This window comes from Streptomyces sp. NEAU-sy36, assembly GCF_013423905.1.
GTDB lineage: Bacteria > Actinomycetota > Actinomycetes > Streptomycetales > Streptomycetaceae > Streptomyces > Streptomyces misionensis.
This window is the reverse complement of record NZ_CP058977.1, coordinates 7,078,891-7,100,591: the sequence shown is the minus strand read 5'-3', so window position 1 is coordinate 7,100,591 and position 21,701 is coordinate 7,078,891. Positions and strand designations below refer to the sequence as shown.

The 21,701-nt window shown below is 71.3% G+C and carries 23 protein-coding genes; 10 read left to right on the top strand and 13 right to left on the bottom strand.

Annotation, left to right across the window (positions count from 1 at the left end; translation table 11 throughout):
- Window positions 1-447: 447 nt before the first annotated feature.
- Window positions 448-1,914 carry a sensor histidine kinase gene (locus HZZ00_RS30945; RefSeq protein ID WP_180329488.1) on the top strand — a complete coding sequence of 489 codons (1,467 nt, stop codon included), beginning with the start codon at window positions 448-450 and terminating at the stop codon, window positions 1,912-1,914.
- Between the two features lie 217 nt (window positions 1,915-2,131).
- Here HZZ00_RS30945 and HZZ00_RS30940 read toward each other — a convergent pair whose 3' ends face one another.
- On the bottom strand, window positions 2,132-2,389 hold the full coding sequence (locus HZZ00_RS30940; protein ID WP_003992873.1) for a WhiB family transcriptional regulator: 258 nt from the start codon (window positions 2,387-2,389) through the stop codon (window positions 2,132-2,134).
- 320 nt (window positions 2,390-2,709) lie between these two features.
- On the bottom strand, window positions 2,710-3,678 hold the full coding sequence (locus tag HZZ00_RS30935; protein ID WP_180329487.1) for a diacylglycerol kinase family protein: 969 nt from the start codon (window positions 3,676-3,678) through the stop codon (window positions 2,710-2,712).
- A gap of 206 nt (window positions 3,679-3,884) precedes the next feature.
- On the opposite strand from HZZ00_RS30935, the gene HZZ00_RS30930 reads away from it, so the two are divergent.
- On the top strand, window positions 3,885-4,328 hold the full coding sequence (locus HZZ00_RS30930; protein ID WP_180329486.1) for a hypothetical protein: 444 nt from the start codon (window positions 3,885-3,887) through the stop codon (window positions 4,326-4,328).
- 10 nt (window positions 4,329-4,338) lie between these two features.
- Here the strand turns inward: HZZ00_RS30930 and HZZ00_RS30925 are convergent, their stop codons facing one another.
- The 3 genes from HZZ00_RS30925 to HZZ00_RS30915 all read right to left on the bottom strand — a co-directional run bounded on the left by HZZ00_RS30925 (window position 4,339) and on the right by HZZ00_RS30915 (window position 6,479).
- Complete coding sequence (locus HZZ00_RS30925; protein ID WP_180329485.1) at window positions 4,339-5,439, bottom strand: RNA polymerase sigma factor SigF; 1,101 nt, start codon at window positions 5,437-5,439, stop codon at window positions 4,339-4,341.
- Between the two features lie 20 nt (window positions 5,440-5,459).
- Window positions 5,460-5,876 (bottom strand): anti-sigma regulatory factor, encoded by a 417-nt coding sequence (locus tag HZZ00_RS30920; RefSeq protein WP_009190566.1) that lies wholly within the window; start codon window positions 5,874-5,876, stop codon window positions 5,460-5,462.
- Between the two features lie 342 nt (window positions 5,877-6,218).
- Window positions 6,219-6,479, bottom strand: a complete 261-nt coding sequence (locus tag HZZ00_RS30915) for a UBP-type zinc finger domain-containing protein (RefSeq protein WP_180329484.1) — start codon at window positions 6,477-6,479, stop codon at window positions 6,219-6,221.
- Window positions 6,480-6,540: 61 nt separating this feature from the next.
- Between HZZ00_RS30915 and HZZ00_RS30910 the strand changes: the two genes are divergently transcribed.
- Window positions 6,541-8,136, top strand: coding sequence for a Na+/H+ antiporter (locus tag HZZ00_RS30910; protein ID WP_180329483.1), 1,596 nt, complete (start codon window positions 6,541-6,543; stop codon window positions 8,134-8,136).
- A gap of 46 nt (window positions 8,137-8,182) precedes the next feature.
- On the opposite strand, the gene HZZ00_RS30905 is transcribed toward HZZ00_RS30910, so the two are convergent.
- Window positions 8,183-9,085 (bottom strand): 1-aminocyclopropane-1-carboxylate deaminase/D-cysteine desulfhydrase, encoded by a 903-nt coding sequence (locus HZZ00_RS30905; protein WP_180329482.1) that lies wholly within the window; start codon window positions 9,083-9,085, stop codon window positions 8,183-8,185.
- A gap of 215 nt (window positions 9,086-9,300) precedes the next feature.
- Here HZZ00_RS30905 and HZZ00_RS30900 point away from each other — a divergent pair, with 215 nt between their 5' ends.
- From HZZ00_RS30900 to HZZ00_RS30890, 3 genes are all read left to right on the top strand, one after another.
- Window positions 9,301-10,707, top strand: a complete 1,407-nt coding sequence (locus tag HZZ00_RS30900) for a family 2B encapsulin nanocompartment shell protein (RefSeq protein ID WP_180329481.1) — start codon at window positions 9,301-9,303, stop codon at window positions 10,705-10,707.
- Window positions 10,708-10,819: 112 nt separating this feature from the next.
- A complete protein-coding gene (locus tag HZZ00_RS30895) occupies window positions 10,820-11,956 on the top strand; it encodes a family 2 encapsulin nanocompartment cargo protein polyprenyl transferase (protein WP_180329480.1) in 1,137 nt (378 codons plus the stop codon).
- Between the two features lie 158 nt (window positions 11,957-12,114).
- On the top strand, window positions 12,115-12,462 hold the full coding sequence (locus HZZ00_RS30890) for a DUF952 domain-containing protein (RefSeq protein WP_180329479.1): 348 nt from the start codon (window positions 12,115-12,117) through the stop codon (window positions 12,460-12,462).
- Window positions 12,463-12,468: 6 nt separating this feature from the next.
- Here HZZ00_RS30890 and HZZ00_RS30885 read toward each other — a convergent pair whose 3' ends face one another.
- From HZZ00_RS30885 to sodN, 3 genes are all read right to left on the bottom strand, one after another.
- The gene (locus tag HZZ00_RS30885; RefSeq protein ID WP_180329478.1) at window positions 12,469-12,885 is read right to left on the bottom strand and encodes a VOC family protein; all 417 of its coding nucleotides are present in this window, start codon (window positions 12,883-12,885) and stop codon (window positions 12,469-12,471) included.
- Window positions 12,886-12,937: 52 nt separating this feature from the next.
- Window positions 12,938-13,288 (bottom strand): helix-turn-helix transcriptional regulator, encoded by a 351-nt coding sequence (locus HZZ00_RS30880; protein WP_374028570.1) that lies wholly within the window; start codon window positions 13,286-13,288, stop codon window positions 12,938-12,940.
- A 282-nt stretch (window positions 13,289-13,570) separates the two neighbouring features.
- A complete protein-coding gene (sodN, locus tag HZZ00_RS30875; protein WP_064535234.1) occupies window positions 13,571-13,966 on the bottom strand; it encodes a superoxide dismutase, Ni in 396 nt (131 codons plus the stop codon).
- A gap of 145 nt (window positions 13,967-14,111) precedes the next feature.
- Between sodN and sodX the strand changes: the two genes are divergently transcribed.
- Entirely contained in the window at window positions 14,112-14,546 is a 435-nt protein-coding gene (gene sodX / locus HZZ00_RS30870) for a nickel-type superoxide dismutase maturation protease (protein WP_180333773.1), read from the top strand.
- Here sodX and HZZ00_RS30865 read toward each other — a convergent pair.
- Entirely contained in the window at window positions 14,450-15,079 is a 630-nt protein-coding gene (locus HZZ00_RS30865; RefSeq protein WP_070026779.1) for an ABATE domain-containing protein, read from the bottom strand. The genes sodX and HZZ00_RS30865 overlap by 97 nt on opposite strands.
- Before the next feature lie 101 nt (window positions 15,080-15,180).
- On the opposite strand from HZZ00_RS30865, the gene HZZ00_RS30860 reads away from it, so the two are divergent.
- Window positions 15,181-15,939: a trans-aconitate 2-methyltransferase gene (locus tag HZZ00_RS30860; RefSeq protein WP_180329476.1), complete on the top strand. Its 759-nt coding sequence runs from the start codon at window positions 15,181-15,183 to the stop codon at window positions 15,937-15,939.
- Window positions 15,940-15,992: 53 nt separating this feature from the next.
- On the opposite strand, the gene HZZ00_RS30855 is transcribed toward HZZ00_RS30860, so the two are convergent.
- The 3 genes from HZZ00_RS30855 to HZZ00_RS30845 are packed head-to-tail and all read right to left on the bottom strand — an operon-like array spanning window position 15,993 to window position 18,725.
- Window positions 15,993-16,796 (bottom strand): amino acid ABC transporter ATP-binding protein, encoded by an 804-nt coding sequence (locus HZZ00_RS30855; protein ID WP_306856134.1) that lies wholly within the window; start codon window positions 16,794-16,796, stop codon window positions 15,993-15,995.
- A complete protein-coding gene (locus HZZ00_RS30850) occupies window positions 16,793-17,725 on the bottom strand; it encodes an amino acid ABC transporter permease (RefSeq protein WP_180329475.1) in 933 nt (310 codons plus the stop codon). Before HZZ00_RS30850 ends, HZZ00_RS30855 begins: the two co-directional genes overlap by 4 nt.
- A 40-nt stretch (window positions 17,726-17,765) precedes the next feature.
- Window positions 17,766-18,725 (bottom strand): ABC transporter substrate-binding protein, encoded by a 960-nt coding sequence (locus tag HZZ00_RS30845; protein WP_180329474.1) that lies wholly within the window; start codon window positions 18,723-18,725, stop codon window positions 17,766-17,768.
- Between the two features lie 597 nt (window positions 18,726-19,322).
- Here HZZ00_RS30845 and HZZ00_RS30840 point away from each other — a divergent pair.
- Both HZZ00_RS30840 and HZZ00_RS30835 read left to right on the top strand, forming a co-directional pair.
- Window positions 19,323-20,546 (top strand): NADP-dependent malic enzyme, encoded by a 1,224-nt coding sequence (locus HZZ00_RS30840; RefSeq protein WP_180329473.1) that lies wholly within the window; start codon window positions 19,323-19,325, stop codon window positions 20,544-20,546.
- A gap of 167 nt (window positions 20,547-20,713) precedes the next feature.
- Window positions 20,714-21,679 carry a zinc-binding dehydrogenase gene (locus HZZ00_RS30835; RefSeq protein ID WP_180329472.1) on the top strand — a complete coding sequence of 322 codons (966 nt, stop codon included), beginning with the start codon at window positions 20,714-20,716 and terminating at the stop codon, window positions 21,677-21,679.
- Window positions 21,680-21,701 lie beyond the last annotated feature (22 nt).

Here is a 21,701-nt window from a genome sequence, read left to right as displayed (position 1 = left end):
CCGATGACTCCCGGCGCGGGTCGCGGAAATTGCCGTCGCCTTCTGTCCCCACGGCCGACCCGGGCGGGCTAGGCTGCGCGTGGCATCCAGTGCCAGGGTGCGGACGGCCGCCGGACGGCGCCGTGCGTGCCCGCGGGGGCATGGACATGCCCCATGGTCTAGTCCACAATCGAAGAGAACTGTTCGAACCGTTCGAACCGGTGGTTCGACGCTCGAAGAGGACAAGCCTCCGTCTTCCCCGCACAGGAAGGCGGATCGAGGAACCGGTGCTCTCTGCCCTGACTGCTCCGGCTCCTCGGCCTTCGGCCGGCCGGGACCGCACACCCCGCGGCCGATGATGCTCCGGGCTGCGGTGCCGGGAGGGTTGAGGGTCCCTTCCAGGCGCCGCGGCCCGCGGGTGTTTTCCGGCCTGATCAGGAGCCCCGGTACGCTCGCAGGGTGCCCTCCATGAACGAGCTGGTCCGCCAGCACACCGCCCTCGACGACTCCGACCTGGAGTGGCTGCACCTGCTGGTCTCGGAGTGGCAGCTGCTGTCCGATCTCTCCTTCGCCGACCTGGTGCTCTGGGTCCCCACCCGGGACGGCACCCGGTACGTCTCGGTCGCCCAGATGCGCCCCAACACCGGCCCCACCTCCTACCAGGACGACATGGTCGGCCACCTGGTGCCGCGCGGCCGCCGGCCCATGCTGGACGCGGCCCTGGACGAGGGCCGGATCGTGCGCGAGGGCGACCCGGAGTGGCGTGAAGAGGTCCCCGTACGGGTGGAGTCCATCCCCGTGCGGCGCGAGGGCCGGGTCCTCGGCGTGATCGCCCGCAACACCAACCTGCTCACCGTGCGCACCCCGAGCCGGCTGGAGCTGACCTACCTCCAGAGCGCCTCCGACCTCGCCCAGATGATCGCGGCCGGCTCCTTCCCCTTCCCCGGCCAGCAGGTCGACATGGACGCCTCCCCGCGCGTCGGCGACGGCCTGATCCGGCTGGACGCCGACGGCATCGTCCAGTACGCCTCGCCGAACGCCCTGTCCGCCTACCACCGACTCGGCCTCGCCGCGGACCTGGTCGGGCACCACCTCGGGCAGACCACCGCCGAGCTGGCCCCCACCCGGGGCCCGGTGGACGAGGCGCTGGCGAAGGTGGCCAGCGGCTGGGCGCCGCGCGAGTTCGAGATCGAGTCGGCGGACGGCGTGATCCAGTTCCGCTCCATTCCACTCAAGCCCAAGGGGTCCCGGATCGGGGCGCTGGTGCTCTGCCGGGACGTCACCGAACTGCGGCGGCGCGAGCGCGAGTTGATCACCAAGGACGCCACCATCCGGGAGATCCACCACCGGGTGAAGAACAACCTCCAGACGGTGGCCGCGCTGCTGCGGCTCCAGGCGCGGCGCATCGACTCCGAGCGCGGCCGCGCGGCCCTGGAGGAGGCGGTGCGCCGGGTCGGCTCCATCGCCATCGTGCACGAGACGCTGTCCCAGAACCTGGACGAGCGGGTGGAGTTCGACGACATCGCCGACCGGGTGCTCGCGATGGTCGCCGAGATCTCGCCGGGCAAGGTGACCGGCCGGCGCAGCGGGCGGTTCGGGATACTCGACGCCGAGGTGGCCACCCCGCTGTCCATGGTCCTCACCGAGGTGCTGCAGAACGCCCTGGAGCACGGCTTCGGCGAGGGCGAGACCGGCACGGTGGAGGTCTCGGCGGTGCGCGGCGGTACGACCAAGGAGGCCCGCCTGCTGGTCACGGTGCAGGACGACGGCGTCGGACTGCCCGAGGGCTTCGACCCGCACCGCTCGGGGAACCTGGGGCTGCAGATCGTACGGACCCTGGTGGAGGGCGAGTTGGGCGGCACCTTCGACATGGTCCCGGCGCCGGAGCGGGGGACCAGGGTGCTGCTGGACATCCCGGTGCGCGCGGCGAAGTAGTACGCGCGTCCCGGTCGACGGGCCTTTGGGCGCCGGGGGAGCGCGGCGGTGGACACAGCAGAAAGCCCCGGACCGTCGTTGGTCCGGGGCTTGTGCTCGTTGCTGCGCTGCTGTTCGCTGGCGGCATCGGGGGGTCCTGCGCGCTGCGGCTCGGGGCGGGAGATGCGTACGCGATGTACGCGCCGCCAAGCTCAGGCTGTCACCTGGGGTGGGTGTGTCAGGCGGAGGCCTGACGGGCCCGGTTGCGGGCGGCACGGCGCTTCATCGCGCGACGCTCGTCCTCGCTGAGGCCACCCCAGACGCCGGAGTCCTGGCCGGACTCAAGCGCCCACTGCAGACACTGCTCGATCACCGGGCAGCGGCGGCAGACGGCCTTGGCTTCCTCGATCTGCAGCAGCGCGGGACCGGTGTTGCCGATGGGGAAGAAGAGCTCGGGGTCTTCCTCGCGGCAAACGGCGTTGTGACGCCAGTCCATGGCTGCTACCTCTCCTTGGTATTACGTGCAAGTTGCTTGTGAATGTGAACGCTTTCACGAATCCCTCGACAAGTGAAGGGCCGACCGCCGGGTCTTCCCCGGCGTGGTCCTTGGTATGAAGAGGGGTTCCGGTGATCAGTGGAGGCCGGTGTTGCGGGCCGTCCCGATCGCCACGTAGAGACTCGCAAACCTCAGCGGCGGATACAACCCCTTCCGGAAAGTTTTTTTTGATTCCTCGGTGTCGACTGGGTCACAGCCGTACTTCCATGGGGTGGACCCTGGCCTAAACGTTCGAGTGAAAGGACTTTCGCCTCTTCCACTCACACAATCACACGCAGTGCGCGGCGTACGCCTGTGAACGTCACGCTTCTGCGCAGCCCCAGGTGGTCACCGTCCATCTGGAGGGGGAGGGGAGCCTTCGAATGCAAGGTGAAGCGGTCCAGATCATGGAGCGAGACCGCATGCCTGCCATGGGGTCCGCGCTCGGGGGACGAAGTGAGCAACTGGGTGCCATACCGGGCAACCGCGGCCGTCGACAGGCGGCTCAGGCCGAGCACGTCGATGCCCGTGTCGAACGAGGCCTTAGGCGACGTGTACATCGGGCGATTGCCGAGATACGTCCAAGGGGACGTGTTCGAGACTATGGCGACAACCAGGTCCTCGATCGGGTCCTCGCCGGGCCGCTCCAAGGTGATCGTGCCGCGGCGGCGGTTGGCCTCGCCGAGGAACTGCCGGAGCACCTGGCGGACGTACAGGGCGTGCGTCGACTTCTTGCCGCGCTCGCGCTGCTGCTCGACCCGGCCGACGACGCCCGCGTCGAAGCCCAGCCCCGCGTTGAAGGTGAACCAGCGGCTCGGCACGCCCTCGTCCTCGGAGCCGGGCGGCCCCGAGGTCAGACCGAGGCCCACCACCCGCTCCCGGCCTTCGCGCAGGGCGTCCAGCAGGGCGCCGGTGGCCTCCACGGGATCGTTGGGCAGCCCGAGCGCGCGGGCGAAGACATTGGTGGAGCCGCCGGGCACGACGGCGAGTCCGGGCAGCCGGCCGGGGTCGGGGCCGGCGTGCAGCAGCCCGTTGACCACCTCGTTGACGGTGCCGTCGCCGCCGAGCGCCACGACCATGTCGATGTCGTCGCTCTCCGCGGCCTGCCGTCCCAGGTCCCGTGCGTGTCCCCGGTACTCGGTGGTCACCGCCTCCAGCTTCATCTCGCTGGCGAGCGCGTGGATCAGCACGTCACGCCTGCGTGCGCTTGTGGTGGTAGCCGCCGGATTGACCACGAGAAGAGCACGCATGCAAGGCAGGGTACCTACTGGGTGGTACTCACCCCAGCCCGAGGTGTGGAACGGGTAAGAGGCGGGGGCGTGACCCTGGACACGTACCGCGTGGCACTGGGGTCGTGGGGAAACCGGACGTGGCGCGGGCGCGGCCGGGTCCGCGGCGTGTGGGCGGCGAGTGTCCCCGCCCCCGTCCGCGACCCGCCGGCGGCTACCCTGCTGGGGTGAGCAGTGAGCAGACTTCCCCGCAGGAGACCGCCGAGGGCGCCGGCACCCGGCCCCGCCGGCTGACGTACGCCGCCGTCCTCGCCGCCGTGGAGGGTGTCGCCCTGCTCGCCGGCGGCCTGTGGGTGCTGGTACTCGGCTTCACCGGCTCGCCGGACGACCGGCAGCAGGCGGTGACCCTGGGCATCACCCTGGCCGTGCTCGCGCTGCTGCCGCTGCTCGCCGCCCGCGGACTGCTGCTGCGCCGCGGCTGGAGCCGGGGCCCCGCCGTGATCACGCAGCTGATCGCCCTCCCCGTGGCCTACAACCTGCTGAAGGCCGACAGCATGGCCGTGCCCGCGGGCATCGCGCTCGCGGCGGTAGCCGTGGCCGCGCTCGTGCTCCTCGTCAACCGGGAGACGACCCAGGCCCTCGGCATCAAGGGACCGGGCCGCGCCGAGTAGGGCAGGCGCTCTACTCCTCCACCAGCAGCTTCTCCCGCAGCTGCGCCAGCGTGCGCGCCAGCAGCCGGGAGACGTGCATCTGGGAGATCCCGACCTCCTGCGCGATCTGCGACTGGGTCATGTTCCCGAAGAAGCGCAGCAGCAGGATCCGCTTCTCCCGCGGCGGCAGGTCCTCCAGCAGCGGCTTGAGGGACTCGCGGTACTCGACGCCCTCCAGCGCCTCGTCCTCCGCGCCGAGCGTGTCGGCGACCGCCGGGGACTCGTCGTCGGTGTCGGGGACGTCCAGGGACAGCGTGGAGTACGCGTTCGCGGACTCCAGGCCCTCCAGGACCTCCTCCTCGGAGATGGCCAGCTTCTCGGCCAGCTCGTGCACCGTGGGGGAGCGGCCGTGCAGCTGGGACAGCTCGGCCGTCGCCGTGGTCAGCGAAAGCCGCAGCTCCTGGAGCCGGCGCGGCACGCGTACCGCCCAGCCCTTGTCCCGGAAGTGCCGCTTGATCTCGCCGACGACGGTCGGGGTGGCGTACGTGGAGAACTCCACGCCCCGCTCCGGGTCGAACCGGTCCACGGACTTGATCAGCCCGATGGTGGCGACCTGGGTGAGGTCGTCCAGCGGCTCGCCGCGGTTGCGGAAGCGGCGGGCCAGGTGCTCCACGAGCGGCAGGTGCATGCGGACCAGCTGGTTGCGCAGCTCCGCGTACTCCGCGCTGCCCGCGTCGAGCCCGCGCAGCTCGACGAACATCGCCCGGGCCCCGCTGCGGTCCTGCGGGTCGTGCGCCGCGGCCTGCGCGGCCTCGGCGCCCAGCGCGTCGTCGTCCGCGTACCGCTCGTGCTCGCTCATCGTCCCGCCCGTAGCCCTTCCCCGAGCCCTCGCCCCCGCGCGGTCGGCGGAACCCGCACCGCCGCGGGCCTTCGGCGGGGTGTCCGCACCGCCGGGCCGCGCGGAGTGGTCCTCCGGATGGGGCCTGGCCTGCTCGGGGATGCCGTCGATGCCGTCCGCCATGCGCCGGGAACCGTCGCGGGGGCTCTCCCCGGACGTCTCGGCCGCACTCGACCAGGGGGCACCCCCGTCCCCGGTCGGCAGCTCCCGCGTGCCGCGCTCTTCGTCCCGCACCGGACCGTCCCCGTTCTCCCTCACGCCGGCCCGGGACCCGCGCCGCGCTGTTTGTAGAGGCTGATGGACACCGTCTTGTCCTCGTCGACGGCGGACGAGACCTTCCCCGCGAGGGCCGACAGCACGGTCCAGGCGAAGGTGTCCCGCGAAGGGGCATGGCCGTCCGTGGTCGGCGCCGAGACGGTGACTTCCAGCGAGTCGTCGACGAGCCGGAAGACGCAGCTGAGCACCGAGCCGGGTACGGCCTGCTGCAGCAGGATCGCGCAGGCCTCGTCCACGGCGATGCGCAGATCCTCGATCTCGTCCAGGGTGAAGTCCAAGCGGGCCGCCAGACCGGCCGTGGCCGTCCGCAGCACCGACAGGTAGGCACCCGCGGCCGGCAGCCGGACCTCCACGAAATCCTGGTTCGCCGCGGGTTCGCCTGCGATCTGGGACACCCTCACCTCCATGGTGGTACAAGCTTTACGGGGCCGAGGGTCGCCCCCCGGGGCTAACGCGTAGATGGTTCAAGCGGTGACGCTATCGCGCGCCGAATGTTCCCGTCCGGGGACCCCAACCCCCTGGCGTCACTCACAGTAAAGCTGTGGATACGCTCCGTGTCTAGGGGGTGTGCGGCCCCAAATCGGATGAGCGCGCGCCGGGTTGACGTACCCAGACGTCAGACGCCCGAACCGTCGTACAACCGCCGCCGCATGCAGTGTCACACGAGAAGGTGGCCGGACGGGAACACGATCAAGGATCCGGTGCCCGTCCCGAGCGCCGGCGGCCCCGCCCGCGGTTCAGACCAGGACGTGGTCGACGAAGCACCACCGCCAGTCCTCGCCCGGCTCGAAGGTCCGCATCACCGGGTGACCGGACTTCTCGTGGTGCCCGGTGGCGTGCCGGCCCGGCGAGGAGTCGCAGCAGCCGACGTGCCCGCAGGTCAGGCAGAGCCGCAGCTGCACCGGGTGCGTTCCGTCCGCCAGGCACTCCGGGCAGGTCGCGGTCAGCGGTGCGGGCTCCGGGTGCGGCAGCGCGTCGGCGTGCGTGCACTGTTTCATGATTGCCAGATTACGACGGGTGTGCGGGTGGCCGCGCGGAAAAAGAGGGTGGGCGGGAAGCATGGACGTGATGCCGCTGCTGTTGCTGGTGGCGGGCAGTGCCGCGGTGGCGGGGACGGCCCGGCGCACACCGGTGCCGGCCCCGCTGCTGCTGGTCGCGGTGGGCCTGGCGGTGTCGTACGTCCCCGGCATGCCCGACTACACGCTCGAACCCGACGTCGTGCTGCCCCTGGTGCTGCCCCCGCTGCTCTACAAGGAGGGCACCGAAAGCTCCTACCTCGACCTGAGGGCGCAGAAGCGGCCGGTGGGGCTGCTGTCCGTCGGGTACGTGCTCTTCGCGACCTTCCTGGTGGGATGGGCCGCCTATCTCGTCGTACCGGGGCTGCCGCTGCCCGCCGCCCTGGTGCTCGGCGCGGTCGTGGCACCGACGGACGCGGTCGCCGCCGCGGCGATCGCCCGCCGGGTCGGGCTGCCGTCCCGGATCACCACGATCCTCCAGGGCGAGTCGCTGCTGAACGACGCCACCGCGATCACCGCCTACAAGGTCGCCGTCGCCGCCGCCGTCGGCGCGGGCTCCACCTGGGCTGGCGGCTTCGAGGAGTTCCTGCGCGCGTCGGTCGGCGGTGTCGTCGTCGGCCTGGTGCTCATGGTGCCGATCCACTGGCTGCGCACCCGGCTGACCGAGGCACTGCTCCAGAACACGCTCTCGCTGCTGATCCCGTTCGTCGCCTACGGGGTCGCCGAGCAGGTGCACGCCTCCGGGGTGCTCGCCGTCGTCGTGGTCGCCGTCTACCTGGGACACCGCTCCTGGGAGGTCGACTTCGCCACCCGGCTCCAGGAGGAGGCGGTGTGGCGGATGGTCGCCTTCCTGCTGGAGTCGGCCGTGTTCGCGCTGATCGGCCTCCAGCTGCCGCCCGTCCTGAAGGGGCTCGGCGCCTCCCACGGCGCCGACGCCGTCTGGTACGCCGTCGCCGTCTTCCTGGTCGTCGTCGCGGCCCGGTTCGTGTGGACCTTCCCGGCGACCTTCCTGCCGCGCCTGCTGTCGCGGCGCGTGCGGGAGCGCGAGGAGAACCCCACCTGGCGGGCGCCGGTCGTGGTCTCCTGGGCCGGGATGCGCGGCGTGGTGTCCCTGGCCATCGCCTTCTCCATCCCGCAGACCGTGCGCGGCGGCGCCCCCTTCCCGCAGCGCGACATGGTCCTCTTCCTGACCTTCACCACCGTCATCGGCACCCTGGTCGTGCAGGGCCTCACCCTCGCGCCGCTGATCCGCCTGATGAGGTTCCCCGGCCGCGACCGGCAGGCCGAGACGCTGGCCGAGGCCAACGCCCAGGCGCAGGCCTCGCTGGCCGCCGAACGCCGCCTGGACGAACTCCTCGCCGACGAGCGCAACGCCCTCCCGCCGCCGCTCGCCGACCGCCTGCGCATCGTCCTGGAGCGCCGCCGCAACGCCGTCTGGGAACGCCTCGGCCAGGTCAACCCGCTCACCGGCGAATCCGTGGACGACACCTACCGCCGGCTGTCCCGCGAGATGATCAGCGCCGAGCGCGAGGTCTTCGTGCGGCTGCGCGACGGCCGCCACATCGACGACGAGATGCTGCGCGCCCTGCTCAGGCACCTGGACCTGGAGGAGGCGGCGGCCCACCGGGACACCGCCTAGGCACCGGCGGGCGGCCGGGTGGTGAGACGGGCGGGCGGCCGGCGGGTCAGGCGGTCCCGGGGAACGGGCGGCCGGTGACGACGGCCGCGAGGGTCGTCCCGCGCGGCCAGGCGCCCTCCTCGGCGAGGGCGACAAGTCCGTACAGCAACTTGGCGACATAGAGACGTTCCACGGGCAGCCCGTGCCGTTGCCCGAAGTCCTCGGCGAACGCGTCGAGTTCGGGCGTCGTGCGCGCGTACCCGCCGAAGTTGAAGCGGTCGTCCAGGGACCAGTCGCCGGTACGGCCGCCGAAGGCACGTTCCTGCAACGCCCGCACCTCGGCCTCCAGGAAGCCGCCCTTGAGTACCGGTACCCCGAGCGCCCGCTGCCCCCGCCCCAGCCCCGCGGCGAGCCCGGCGAGCGTGCCACCGGTGCCGCAGGCGACCGCGACCACATCGGCGTGCCCGCGCAGTTCCTCCCCGAGCGCCCGGCAGCCGCGCACGGCCTCGGCGTTGCTGCCGCCCTCCGGGACGACGTACGCGTCGCGCGCCCCGGCCGCCCGCAGGATCGCCGCCAGGGTCCGCGGCTCCGCCTTGCGGCGGTAGACCGACCGGTCGACGAAGTGCAGCCGCATGCCGTCCGCCACGCACCGGGCCAGCGACGGGTTCAGCGGCCGGTCGGCCAGCTCCTGGCCGCGGACCACCCCGGTGGTGTCCAGCCCGAGCAGCCGGCCGGCCGCGGCGGTGGCCCGCAGGTGGTTGGAGTAGGCGCCGCCGAAGGTGACGAGCGGGCGTCCCCGCGCCGCCGCGATGTTCGGCACGAGCTTGCGCCACTTGTTGCCGATCAGCTCGGGATGGACGAGGTCGTCGCGCTTGAGCACCAGCCGCAGCCCCCGTCGCTCGAACCGCTCGTCCCGGACTTCCGTCAGGGGCGACGGGAGCCGGGGGGTGAGGGGATCGCTGCTGGTCACGGTGTCATTGTCACCGACCCCGGCGCCGACGCCCAGCGGGGGTGCGGACAGGGGCCCGAGCGGCCCCGCCGCCGACGTGACTCCCCTTGGTGCCCAGTAATCCGATGATCCATTCCCCTTCTTTCGGGTAATGGTGCCACCACCGTGAGTGATGGGACTCTCGTTGCGAGACCGGTGCACTGCGACCGGCGCGTTACATGGGAGGGCATTTCTCTATGTCGGTAGGCGATGAGGTCCGCACGGATCAGGGCAGGCCGCAGCAGTCCCTCGGGACGGCGGCAGCGCGGAACCTGGCCACCACCACCAAGTCCGTTCCGCAGATGCAGGAGATCACCTCCCGCTGGCTGCTGCGCACGCTCCCCTGGGTGGACATCCAGGGCGGCACATACCGGGTGAACCGGCGGCTGACGTACGCCGTCGGCGACGGTCGCATCACCTTCGTGAAGACCGGGGATCAGGTGGAGGTCATCCCGGCCGAGCTCGGCGAACTGCCGGCCCTGCGTTCGTTCGAGGACGAGGAGGTGCTGGCCGAACTGGCCCGCCGCTGCCGCCAGCGTGTCTTCGCGCCCGGCGAGGTCATCGCCGACTTCGGCAACCGCAACGACGGGGTCTACCTGCTCGCCCACGGCCGGGTCGAGAAGGTCGCCACCGGCCCCTACGGCGACGACTCGGTCCTCGGCGTCCTCGCCGACGGCGCCTACTTCGGCGACCAGGCGCTGCTGGACGGCGAGTCCATCTGGGAGTACACGGTCCGCGCCGGCACCACCACGACCGTACTGATCCTCGGCCGCCAGGACTTCGAGGAGATCGCGCAGCGCTCGCCCGCGCTGCGGGACCATCTCGCGCGGGTGCGCTCGATCCCGGAGCAGCGCACCAACAAGTACGGCGAGAAGGAGGTCGAGCTGGCGGCCGGCCACTCCGGCGAGCCGGACATCCCGCACACCTTCGTCGACTACGAACCCCGGCCGCGCGAGTACGAGTTGAGCATCGCGCAGACGGTGCTGCGCATCCACTCCCGGGTGGCCGACCTCTACAACCAGCCGATGAATCAGACCGAGCAGCAGCTGCGGCTCACGGTCGAGGCGCTGAAGGAGCGCCAGGAGCACGAGCTGATCAACAACCCGGACTTCGGCCTGCTCAGCAACTGCGAGTACGAGCAGCGGATCCAGCCGCACGCCGGGGTGCCCAGTCCGGACGACATGGACGAGCTGCTCAGCCGCCGCCGCGGGACCAAGCTGTTCCTCGCCCACCCGCGTGCGATCGCCGCGTTCGGACGCGAGCTGAACAAGCGGGGGCTGGTGCCGGAGACGATCGACATCGGCGGCAATCGCATCCCCACCTGGCGCGGGGTGCCGCTGTACCCGTGCAACAAGATCCCGATCAGCGAGGCGCGGACCACCTCGATCATCGCGATGCGTACGGGCGAGGAGGACCAGGGCGTCATCGGCCTGCGGCAGTCCGGCATCCCGGACGAGATCGAACCGAGCCTGTCCGTCCGCTTCATGGGCATCAACGAGCAGGCGATCATCAAATACCTGGTCACGGCCTATTACTCGGCCGCCGTCCTGGTGCCGGACGCGCTCGGTGTGCTGGAGAACGTCGAGATCGGCCGCTGGAGGTGACGTTTCCGCACGTCGCGGCCGTGTCCCCGGCCGTCCGGGCGGGTACACCCTCGGGGTACGCGTCCGGCCGGGCCGGCGTCGCCGGCGCCCGCGGACCTGGCGAGGGGGAGGCATGGCCGACTTCATGACGGAGACCGAACACCGATCCACCGGTGTGTCGCACATCGGCGCACCGGGGGACCGGCGCGGAGGCGGGGACACCGGCCCCGGCCCGCTCGACGGGCAGGAGGCGGCGGCACTGCTGGAGCGGACCCGGGCCCTGGTGGACCCGGAGCTGCGCGCCGCCGTCGAGTCACTGCCCGACTCCATGCGCCGGATCGCGCGCTACCACTTCGGCTGGGAGCACGCGGACGGCACCCCCGCCGAGGGCAACGCCGGCAAGGCGATCAGGCCGGCCCTGGTGCTCGCCGCGGCCGCCGCGCTCGGCGGCCCGGCGGCCCGGTCGGCGGCCGTCCGGGCCGCGGCCGCGGTGGAACTGGTCCACAACTTCACGCTGCTGCACGACGACGTGATGGACCGGGACCCCACCCGCAGGCACCGGCCCACCGCCTGGACCGTGTTCGGGGACACCGACGCGATCCTCGCCGGGGACGCGCTCCAGGCGCTCGCGCTGCGGCTGCTCGCCGAGGACCCGCACCCGGCGGCCGGCCGGGCCGCCGCCCGGCTCGCGGACTGCGTGGTGGAGCTGTGCGCCGGTCAGCACACCGACACCGACATGGAGCGTCGCGCCCCTGACGAGGTCACCCTGGACGAGGTGCTCGCCATGGCCGAGGCGAAGACCGGGGCCCTGCTGGGCTGCGCCTGCGCGCTGGGCGCGCTGTACGCGGGCGCCGGACCCGAGGAGGCGGCCGCGCTGGACGGCTTCGGCCGCCAGGCGGGGCTGGCCTTCCAGCTGATCGACGACGTGATCGGGATATGGGGCGATCCGCGGCGCACCGGCAAGCCGGCCGGTGCCGATCTCGCGGCCCGCAAGAAGTCCCTGCCGGTGGTGGCGGCGCTCGCCTCCGGCACCCCGGCGGCGGCCGAACTCGCCGCGCTGTACGGGAAGCCGTACGTATCCGGCGACAGCGAGGGCATCGCGCGCACCGCGCTGGCCGTGGAGCAGGCCGGCGGCCGGGACTGGGCGCAGGCGGAGGCGGCCGACCGGATGGCCCGCGCGATGCAGGAACTGGCCCGGGCGATCCCGGACCCGGAGGCCGCGGGCGGGCTGCTGGCCCTCGCCGAGTTCGTGACCCGGCGCAGCAGCTGAGCGCCACCACCAGCGCCGCCGGCCGGTCCGGCGGCCCGAAGGACCCGGAGTCCCCGGGCCCGTGCGGCTCCTGACCCCGCACGGTGTCCCGGGGGCTCCGGCCGGGCGGGCTCCGCACATCCCCACAGTGTGCGGGGCCCGCCGTCTACCGTGGGGCCATGCCGAAACCGTCCCGCATCCTCCACGTCACCGAGCGCTCCCTGTGGGAGGCGGCGCGCGAGCGCGGCACCTACGAGGTGTCGACCCGCGGCCGCACCCTCCGGGAAGAGGGCTTCATCCACTTCTCCACCCGCGCCCAACTCCCGCGCGTCGCCGCCTTCCTGTACGGCGACGACGCCCGCGCGGACCTGGTGGTGCTGGAGGTGGACCCGGAGCTGCTGGACGCGCCGCTGCGGTACGAGCCCGTCGAGCCCGGGGGCGAGGAATTCCCGCATCTGTACGGCCCGTTGCCCGTCGGGGCCGTGGTGGGAGTGACGCCCTGGGCGGCCGGCTCGCCGGGAGACTGAAGAACGTCAGGCCGTCGGCCGCTGGAAGCAGCGCAGCAGATTGCCCGCCGGGTCGCGGAAGGCGCAGTCGCGCACGCCCCACGGCTGGTCGGTCGGTTCCTGGAGCACATCGGCGCCGTACTCGCGCAGCCGCTCCCACAGCGCGTCGCAGTCGTCGGTGGCCAGGATGACCCCGCGCAGCATGCCCTTGGCGAGCAGTTCGGCCAGCGCCAGCCGGTCGGCCGGGGAGGCGTCCGGGTTGGCACCCGGCGGCTCCAGCACGATCTCCACGTCCGGCTGGTGCGGCGAGCCGACGGTCACCCACCGCATCCCCTCGTAGCCCACGTCGTTGCGGACCTCCAGACCGAGGACGTCACGGTAGAAGGCGAGGGCCTTGTCGTGGTCGTCGACGGCGATGAAGCACTGCGCGAGTCTCACATCCATGGCTTCACGCTAAGCCGCCGCGGGCTTCGCCGCGCGCGGCCCGGACGGATCATCAGGGCCGGCGGCGTGGCCGGGTGAAGGTGCGGGCCACGCAGGACGGGATCACCGCGGCCGGTTCGTGCGAGTCCGCCCGGTAGGCGCTCGGCGTGCGGCCGACCAGCTCGGTGAAGCGGGAGCTGAAGGAACCCAGTGACGTACAGCCCACGGCCAGGCACACCTCGGTCACGGTGAGGTCGCCCCGGCGCAGCAGCGCCTTGGCCCGCTCGATCCGGCGGGTCATGAGATAGCTGTACGGCGTCTCCCCGAAGGCCTTGCGGAAGCTGCGCTGGAAGTGGCCGGGGGACATCAGGGCGTCACGGGCCAGCTCGGTCATGTCGAGCGGTTCGGCGTACTCGCGGTCCATCCGGTCGCGCACGCGCCGCAGTCGCCTCAGGTCCTCCAGGGTCACGGCCACAGCTTGGCACAGGGCACCGACATCCGGGCCGGGAGGACGCAGCCCGCCCCGGGACGAGGACGAAGTACCGGCGGCAGAGGTCCCGCTCACGGTGCCCCCCGAGGGGAGGGCCGGACGAAAAAACCGCACCCGGACCGCGCGGCCGCCGTGCTGGGTCGGCGGCTTGCGGGCCGGGTGCGGGAAGTGGACCAGGCGACAGAAGAATCGCAGGCCGAACGGCAAGACCGAGGGTCAGGCCTTCTTGGTCTCCCAGAAGATCTTGTCGATCTGGGCGATGTAGTCGAGCGCCTTCTGGCCCGTCGCCGGGTCGGTGGACGCCTTGGCGGCCGAGAGGGCCTTCAGGGTGTCGTTGACCAGCTGGTGCAGCTCGGGGTACTTCTCGAAGTGCGGGGCCTTGAAGTAGTCGCTCCAGAGGACGGAGACGTGGTGCTTCGCGAGCTCCGCGCGCTGCTCCTTGATGACGGTGGCACGCGCCTGGTAGTGGGGGTCGTCGTTGCCGGCCATCTTCTCCTGGACGGCCTTCACCGACTCCGCCTCGATGCGGGCCTGGGCCGGGTCGTACACGCCGCAGGGCAGGTCGCAGTGGGCGCTGACCTTGACCTTGGGGGCAAACAGGCGGGAAAGCATGGAGCATTCCTTCCTCGTGATCGTCTTCTCAGGTGCGACATTACTCCCTGAGAGACCTGTTTTCCTGAGTGCCCCCTAGGGCTTAGGACAAAAGTCCAGGGTGAGACTGAGACTGGTGGAGGAACGGACCGGGGAGGTGCCGGGAATGCCGGAGCTGTCGCAGGAGAGCGAGCGGGGGAGGTCCGCCGCGCCGTTCGGGCTGGCCGAGGTGACGGGACCGTCCATGGTGCCCACCCTCCAGCACGGCGACCAGCTGCTGGTGCGGTACGGGGGCGGGGTCAGGGCGGGGGACGTCGTGGTGCTGCGGCACCCGTTCCAGCAGGACCTGCTGGTCGTCAAGCGGGCCGCAGAGCGGCGCGAGGGCGGCTGGTGGGTGCTCGGGGACAACCCCTACGCGGGCGGGGACAGTACCGACTACGGCGTCGTGCCCGAGGAGCTGATCCTGGGCCGCGCGTGGCTGCGCTACCGACCGCTCCGTCCCGGTCAGCGTTCGCCGCTCGCGCTGCTGCGCTGGGCGTTCTCGGCCGCGCGGCCGCTGCTCACCGACCGGTCGGCCTCCAGGCGCTTGCGGGCGCGGTAGGCGGCCACGTTGGCCCGGGTCGCGCAGCGGTCGGAGCAGTAGCGCCGGGAGCGGTTGGTCGAGGTGTCCAGGTAGGCGTTGCGGCAGGGGAGCGCCTGGCACAGGCCCAGGCGGTCCACGCCGTACTCGGTGAGGTGGAAGGCGAGGCCCATCGCCGCGATCGCCGCGTAGCCGGCGGTGGCGTTGGAGGGGTGGTCGGCCAGGTGCATGTGCCACAGCGGGCGGCCGTCCTCGTCGCGGTGGTCGTGGCCGGAGATCTGCGGGCTCACCGGGAACTCCAGCAGGAGCGAGTTCAGTTGGTTCACCGCGAGCGTCTCGTCGCCCCCGTCGGCCGCCTCGAAGACCGAGCGCAGCCGGGCCCGCACCGAGCGGAAGCGGGTGACGTCGGCGTCGGTCGCGCGCCGGGCCGCGGACGCGTTGGCGCCGAAGAGGTCCCGCACGGCCTCGACCGAGGTCAGGGAATCCTTGCCCCGGGCCGGCTCCTCGCTGTTGACGAGGCGTACGGCGTAATCCGAGTAATAGGCCAGTTCCACTTGTAGTCCTTACGAGGGGCGCTCTATCGTCGTACCTGCGGTCGGGTAACAGCCGATCGTGCTTCCAGGGTATTACCCAACCGAGGGGAAAGGCGGGTTCCATGACCACGAGTACCGGAACCGACTGGGCGGCCTGGCAGGAGAGCTGGGACCGGCAGCAGGAGTGGTACATGCCGGACCGGGAGGAGCGCTTCCGGATCATGCTCGACATGGTCGAGGCCCTCGTCGGCACGGCCCCGCGCGTGCTCGACCTCGCCTGCGGCACCGGCAGCATCACCGCCCGGCTGCTGGCCAGGTTCCCCGAGGCCACCAGCACCGGCGTGGACCTCGACCCGGCCCTGCTCGCCATCGCGCGCGGCACCTTCGAAGGCGACGGACGGGTCTCCTTCGTCACCGCCGACCTCAAGGACCCCGACTGGACCGCGAAGCTGCCGTACGACTCGTACGACGCCGTACTGACCGCGACGGCCCTGCACTGGCTGCACAGCGAACCCCTCGCGGCTCTCTACGGTCAGGTCGCGCGGCTCGTCCGCGACGGCGGTGTGTTCATGAACGCGGACCACATGATCGATGAGAGCACGCCCCGGATCAACGCGGCCGAACGCGCCCAGCGGCACGCCCGCATGGATCAGGCCAAGGTGGACGGCGCCCTCGACTGGGCCGACTGGTGGCAGCTGGCCGCCAAGGACCCGGTGCTCGCCGAGCCGACCGCCCGCCGCTACGAGATCTACGGCGAGCACGCGGACGGCGACATGCCCTCCGCCGCCTGGCACGCGCGGGTGCTGCGGGAGCAGGGCTTCGGCGAGGCCCGCCCGGTGTGGTGCTCGCCGTCCGACACGCTGCTGCTCGCCGTCAAGTGAGCCACGGGGAGGGGGTGGTGCGGGCACGGTGTACCGCCCCCTCCTTCGCCCGGCTAGAGCACCTTCGACAGGAACGACTGCGTCCGCTCGTGCTGCGGATCGGTCAGTACGTCCCGCGGATGGCCGGATTCGACCACCACACCGCCGTCCATGAAGACCAGGCTGTCGCCCACTTCCCGGGCGAAGCCCATCTCGTGGGTGACGACGACCATCGTCATGCCGGACTCGGCCAGGTCGCGCATGACGTCGAGGACGTCGCCGACCAGCTCCGGGTCCAGGGCCGAGGTCGGCTCGTCGAAGAGCATCAGCTTGGGGTCCATCGCCAGGGCCCGGGCGATCGCCACCCGCTGCTGCTGGCCGCCGGAGAGCTGCGAGGGGTAGTTGCCCGCCTTGTCGGCCAGGCCCACCCGCTCCAGCAGCTGCGCGGCCCGCTCCCGTGCCTCGCTCTTGGCGACGCCCTTGACCTGGACCGGCGCCTCCATGACGTTCTCCAGCGCCGTCATGTGCGGGAACAGGTTGAAGCGCTGGAAGACCATGCCGATGTCCCGGCGCTTCATGGCGACTTCGCTGTCCTTGAGCTCGTACAGCTTGCCGCCGCGCTGGCGGTAGCCGACCAGCTCGCCGTCGACGTACAGCCGGCCGGCGTTGATCTTCTCCAGGTGGTTGATGCACCGCAGGAAGGTGGACTTGCCCGAGCCCGAGGGGCCGATCAGGCAGAACACCTCGCCCGGCCGCACCTCCAGGTCGATGCCCTTGAGCACCTCCACGTGCCCGAACGACTTGTGGACACCCTCCGCCTTGACCATCGGGGCGGTGCCCGCGGCCGCGGAGTCCTGCTTGTTCGGCTTGTCGCTCATGCCATGACCTTCCTGCTGGAGAAGGTCGTCAGATGTGCCCTGACCTTCTGCCACGGGGTGGGCGGGAGGCTGCGGCTGGAACCGCGGGCGTAGTACCGCTCGATGTAGTACTGGCCCACGCTGAGCACCGAGGTCATGATCAGGTACCAGGCCGCGGCCAGGAAGTACATCTCCACCGGGGCACCGGAGTTCTGGCCGATGTCCTGGGCGTAGCGGAACAGCTCGGGGTACTGGACGGCCGCCACCAGGGAGGTCGTCTTCAGCATGTTGATGACCTCGTTGCCGGTCGGCGGCACGATCACCCGCATCGCCTGCGGGATGACCACCCGGCGCAGGGTCTTGCCGTGGCTCATGCCCAGCGCGTGGGCCGCCTCGGTCTGGCCCTCGTCCACCGCCAGCAGGCCCGCCCGGCAGATCTCGGCCATGTACGCCGCCTCGTTCAGGCCCAGGCCGAGCAGCGCCGTCAGCAGCGGCGTCATGAAGTTCGACCAGTAGTCCTTGTAGAGCGGCATCAGGTTGATGTACTCGAAGACCAGGCCCAGGTTGAACCAGAGGAACAGCTGGACCAGGACCGGGGTGCCGCGGAAGAACCAGATGTAGAACCAGGCGATGCCCGAGGTCACCGGGTTCTTCGACAGCCGCATGACGGCCAGGACGACGCCGCCCACGATGCCGATCAGCATCGACAGCACGGTCAGCAGAAGCGTTTTGCCGACACCGGTCAGGATCCGGTGGTCGAAGAAGTACTGCGGTACCGCATGCCAGTTGATCTTGCCCTGGCCGAAGGCGTAGACGATCGCGACGAGGATCGCGATGGCGACGACCGCGGTCACATAGCGTCCGTAGTGCCGGACGGGTATCGCTCGGATGGCTTCATGGCCGGCCGGGGGAGTGCCCTGCTCCCCGGCCGTCTTCTCGATGTCAGTCACGGATGTGCTGCCTCTCGGTGGCCGCTGGGTGCGCCGCGGGTCACTTGCCGCCGTTGATCACGGATTCCTTGACGGCGCCGTCCTGGGCGCCCCACTTCTCGAGGATCTTCTGGTACTCGCCGTTCTTGATGATCGCGTCCATCGCGTCCTTGAGCGCGTCCCGCAGCTGGGTCGCGTCCTTGGAGACCGCGATGCCGTACGGCGCCGCCTCGACCTGGTCACCGACGACCTGGAAGTCCTTGCCGCCGCCCGAGGTCTTCACCGCGTACGCGGCCACCGGGAAGTCGGAGGAGGCCGCGTCCACGCCGCCCGAGCGCAGCCGGGTCTGGGACTGCTGGTCGTCGTCGAAGGCCTCGATGGTGAGCTTCTTGCCGCCCGGACACTTCTTGGCCTCCTGCTTGGCCAGGTCCTCCGAGACGGTGCCGCGCTCCACGGCGAGCTTCTTGCCGCACAGATCCGGCCATCCGTTGATGCCCTGGGTGTCGCCCTTGCGGGTGTAGATCGAGACGCCGGCGGTCAGGTAGTCGACGAAGTCGACGCCCTGGCCGACCTTCTTGCCGGTGTCCGGGTCCACGCCCTCCTGGCGGTTCTTGTTGTCGGTCATCGCCGACATGGCTATGTCGTAGCGACCCGAGCGCAGACCGGTGAGCAGGGCGTCGAAGGTGCCGTTCCGGAACTCCAGGCGCACCCCGAGCTGCTTGCCGAGCGCGGCCGCGATGTCCGGGTCCAGGCCGACGACCTTGCCGCCGGCGTCCTTGAACTCCACCGGGGCGTACGCGATGTCCGAGCCGACGAGGATGCGGCCCTTGCTGCGGATGCTCTGCGGGAGCTTGCTCGCGAGCGGGGCGCCGGTCGTGGCGCCGGCACCGGAGTCGTTGCTCTTGCCCTTGGTCTGGTCGCCGCAGCCGGTGAGCAGCAGGGCGCCCGCGACCGCGATCGCACCGACCGCTGCCAGCCGGGATTGCATGGCGGTCGTCCGACGCGTGGAGCTTGCGGTCATGGTTGGTTCCTCCGGCGTATGCGAACAGTTTGCCGCTGGGTAGACGAGAACACACACCATTGGGTGGCGCGACCTCGCGGGTTTACGGCATCTTGCCATTCGGACTACGCCATTCAGGGGCGCCGATATGTCAAAATCGGATAACGGGTGACCCCCGAACCACAACAGGTCGGTACATCCTTGGTCGCACGGCGCCGCAGCGCGCCGGACCATCTGCGTTAATCCCGTCCCGCCGCCGGAAAATCTCCGGCGTGTCTCATCATGCGGACGGCCGGACCGGCGGATTCCGTATCCGTTTCCGCCCCGTCGAGTCCCTCGGTGCTCCGGGCCCGTTGCGGCACGGCCGTCAGCGGCGTGTCACCCCCGTGTGGCTTTCTGGTTCCGTGATGTGACCTTGCACCTATTGGACTCGTCGTGGGCGCCGTCCGTCCGGTAAGAAGGTTCTTTACACCCCTCATCCGGGGCTCAGGGCGCGTGTGCGGCGCGCCCGTCGCGTATGACCCGTGCGTATCCGCAATCGGGCCGTGCGCGGTGCCCGCCCACCCCTCACCAGGAGTGGTCGACCCTCAAACCATGCATACCTAAGGGGTAGAACAAGTGGCAGCGGAGATCGTCAATCCTCGCAGCGACATCGGTACGGACCAGGACGGCGGGGCCGAGCCCCTCGATTCCTTCGATCCGGTGTTCGCGCTGCACCGCGGTGGCAAGATGGCCGTGCAGGCCACCGTGCCGGTCCGCGACAAGGACGACCTTTCCCTCGCGTACACGCCCGGCGTCGCGCGCGTGTGCACCGCGATCGCGGAACAGCCGGAGCTGGTCAACGACTACACATGGAAGTCCTCCGTGGTCGCCGTCGTCACCGACGGCACGGCCGTGCTCGGACTCGGGGACATCGGTCCCCAGGCATCCCTCCCCGTGATGGAGGGCAAGGCCATCCTGTTCAAGCAGTTCGGCGGCGTGGACGCGGTGCCGATCGCGCTCGACTGCACCGACGTGGACGAGATCGTGGAGACCGTCGTCCGGCTCGCTCCCTCCTTCGGCGGAGTGAACCTGGAGGACATCTCGGCACCCCGGTGCTTCGAGATCGAGCGCCGGCTCCAGGAGCGCCTCGACATCCCGGTCTTCCACGACGACCAGCACGGCACGGCCGTGGTGACGCTCGCCGCGCTGCGCAACGCGGCGCGGCTCAGCGGCCGGGAGATCGGGCAGCTTCGCGCCGTGATCTCGGGCGCCGGCGCGGCCGGTGTCGCCATCGCCAAGATGCTGATCGAGGCCGGTATCGGCGATGTCGCCGTGGCGGACCGCAAGGGCGTCGTCTCCGCGGAGCGCGCGGACCTGACCCCGGTCAAGCGCGAGGTGGCCGGCTTCACCAACAAGGCCGGGATCAGCGGCACGCTGGAGGACGCGCTCAAGGGCGCGGACGTCTTCATCGGCGTCTCCGGCGGCACGGTGCCCGAGGAGGCCGTGGCCTCCATGGCCGAGGGCGCCTTCGTGTTCGCGATGGCCAACCCGAACCCCGAGGTGCACCCCGACGTCGCGCACAAGTACGCGGCGGTCGTCGCCACCGGGCGCTCGGACTTCCCGAACCAGATCAACAACGTGCTGGCCTTCCCCGGCATCTTCGCGGGCGCGCTCCAGGTGCGGGCCACCCGGATCACCGAGGGCATGAAGATCGCGGCGGCGGAGGCGCTGGCCGCGGTGGTCGGCGACGACCTCGCCGCCGACTACGTGATCCCCTCGCCGTTCGACGAGCGGGTCGCACCCGCCGTCACGGCGGCCGTGGCCGCCGCGGCGCGCGCGGAAGGTGTCGCCCGGCGCTGACGCCGGTGGAGGAGGCCCCGTCCGTCCGGGCGGGGCCTCCCCCCTTTTCCCGCTCCCTCTCACCCCGGCCCGGCTCGCGTGCCGAACAGGTGCCCTGCGGGCAAGAGGGCATGTGTCACAGCGCGGCCCGGTTCCGCCCGGGGCGCGGCGCACCTATCGTCGGCTCCATGTTCGCTGTCTACGCCGCCCGAATCGACCGCGACCAGCCGCTCGACGGCCTCGAGTTGGGGGAGCGCCCGGCTCCCGAGGCCCGCCCCGGCTGGAGCACCATCGATGTGCGCGCCGCCTCCCTCAACCACCACGACCTCTGGTCCCTGCGGGGCGTCGGCCTCCCGGAGGACCGGCTGCCGATGATCCTCGGCTGCGACGCCGCCGGGATCGACGCGGACGGCAACGAGGTCGTCCTGCACTCCGTCATCGGCCAGACCGGCCACGGCGTCGGCCCGGACGAGCCGCGCTCCATCCTGACCGAGCGCTACCAGGGCACCTTCGCCGAGCAGGTCGCCGTACCGACCTTCAACGTGCTGCCCAAGCCCAAAGAACTGTCCTTCGCCGAGGCCGCCTGTCTGCCGACCGCGTGGCTGACGGCGTACCGGATGCTCTTCACCAACGCGGGCGTACGGCCCGGGGACTCGGTCCTGGTGCAGGGCGCGGGCGGCGGTGTCGCCACAGCCGCGATCGTGCTGGGCAAGGCGGCGGGGCTGCGGATGTTCGCCACCAGCCGGGACGAGGCCAAGCGCAAGCGGGCCATGGAACTCGGTGCGGTGGAGGCCGTGGAGACCGGGGCGCGGCTGCCGCAGCGGGTGGACGCCGTGATCGAGACCGTGGGCGCGGCGACCTGGTCCCACTCGGTGAAGTCGCTGCGGCCCGGCGGGACGATCGTCATCTCCGGCGCCACCAGCGGTGACCGGCCCTCGCACGCCGAGCTGACCCGGATCTTCTTCCTGGAGCTGAAGGTGGTCGGCTCCACGATGGGCACCAAGGAGGAGCTGGACGACCTGCTCTCCTTCTGCGCCGCGACCGGGGTGCGGCCCGTCATCGACGAGGTGCTGCCGCTGGACCGGGCCCGGGAGGGCTTCGAACGGATGGAGTCCGGGGGTCAGTTCGGCAAGATCGTACTGACCACGGACTGAGTCCTCGCGCGTCGGCGGGGCG

Bases quoted from the DNA above. Each gene is read 5' to 3' on its own strand.
- HZZ00_RS30945 (WP_180329488.1), top strand. From the start codon at position 448: ATGAACGAGCTGGTCCGCCAGCACACCGCCCTCGACGACTCCGACCTG.
- HZZ00_RS30940 (WP_003992873.1), bottom strand. From the start codon at position 2,389: ATGGACTGGCGTCACAACGCCGTTTGCCGCGAGGAAGACCCCGAGCTC.
- HZZ00_RS30935 (WP_180329487.1), bottom strand. From the start codon at position 3,678: ATGCGTGCTCTTCTCGTGGTCAATCCGGCGGCTACCACCACAAGCGCA.
- HZZ00_RS30915 (WP_180329484.1), bottom strand. From the start codon at position 6,479: ATGAAACAGTGCACGCACGCCGACGCGCTGCCGCACCCGGAGCCCGCA.
- HZZ00_RS30910 (WP_180329483.1), top strand. From the start codon at position 6,541: ATGGACGTGATGCCGCTGCTGTTGCTGGTGGCGGGCAGTGCCGCGGTG.
- HZZ00_RS30900 (WP_180329481.1), top strand. From the start codon at position 9,301: ATGTCGGTAGGCGATGAGGTCCGCACGGATCAGGGCAGGCCGCAGCAG.
- HZZ00_RS30895 (WP_180329480.1), top strand. From the start codon at position 10,820: ATGGCCGACTTCATGACGGAGACCGAACACCGATCCACCGGTGTGTCG.
- HZZ00_RS30890 (WP_180329479.1), top strand. From the start codon at position 12,115: ATGCCGAAACCGTCCCGCATCCTCCACGTCACCGAGCGCTCCCTGTGG.
- HZZ00_RS30885 (WP_180329478.1), bottom strand. From the start codon at position 12,885: ATGGATGTGAGACTCGCGCAGTGCTTCATCGCCGTCGACGACCACGAC.
- HZZ00_RS30880 (WP_374028570.1), bottom strand. From the start codon at position 13,288: ATGGACCGCGAGTACGCCGAACCGCTCGACATGACCGAGCTGGCCCGT.
- sodN (WP_064535234.1), bottom strand. From the start codon at position 13,966: ATGCTTTCCCGCCTGTTTGCCCCCAAGGTCAAGGTCAGCGCCCACTGC.
- sodX (WP_180333773.1), top strand. From the start codon at position 14,112: ATGCCGGAGCTGTCGCAGGAGAGCGAGCGGGGGAGGTCCGCCGCGCCG.
- HZZ00_RS30860 (WP_180329476.1), top strand. From the start codon at position 15,181: ATGACCACGAGTACCGGAACCGACTGGGCGGCCTGGCAGGAGAGCTGG.
- HZZ00_RS30855 (WP_306856134.1), bottom strand. From the start codon at position 16,796: ATGAGCGACAAGCCGAACAAGCAGGACTCCGCGGCCGCGGGCACCGCC.
- HZZ00_RS30845 (WP_180329474.1), bottom strand. From the start codon at position 18,725: ATGACCGCAAGCTCCACGCGTCGGACGACCGCCATGCAATCCCGGCTG.
- HZZ00_RS30835 (WP_180329472.1), top strand. From the start codon at position 20,714: ATGTTCGCTGTCTACGCCGCCCGAATCGACCGCGACCAGCCGCTCGAC.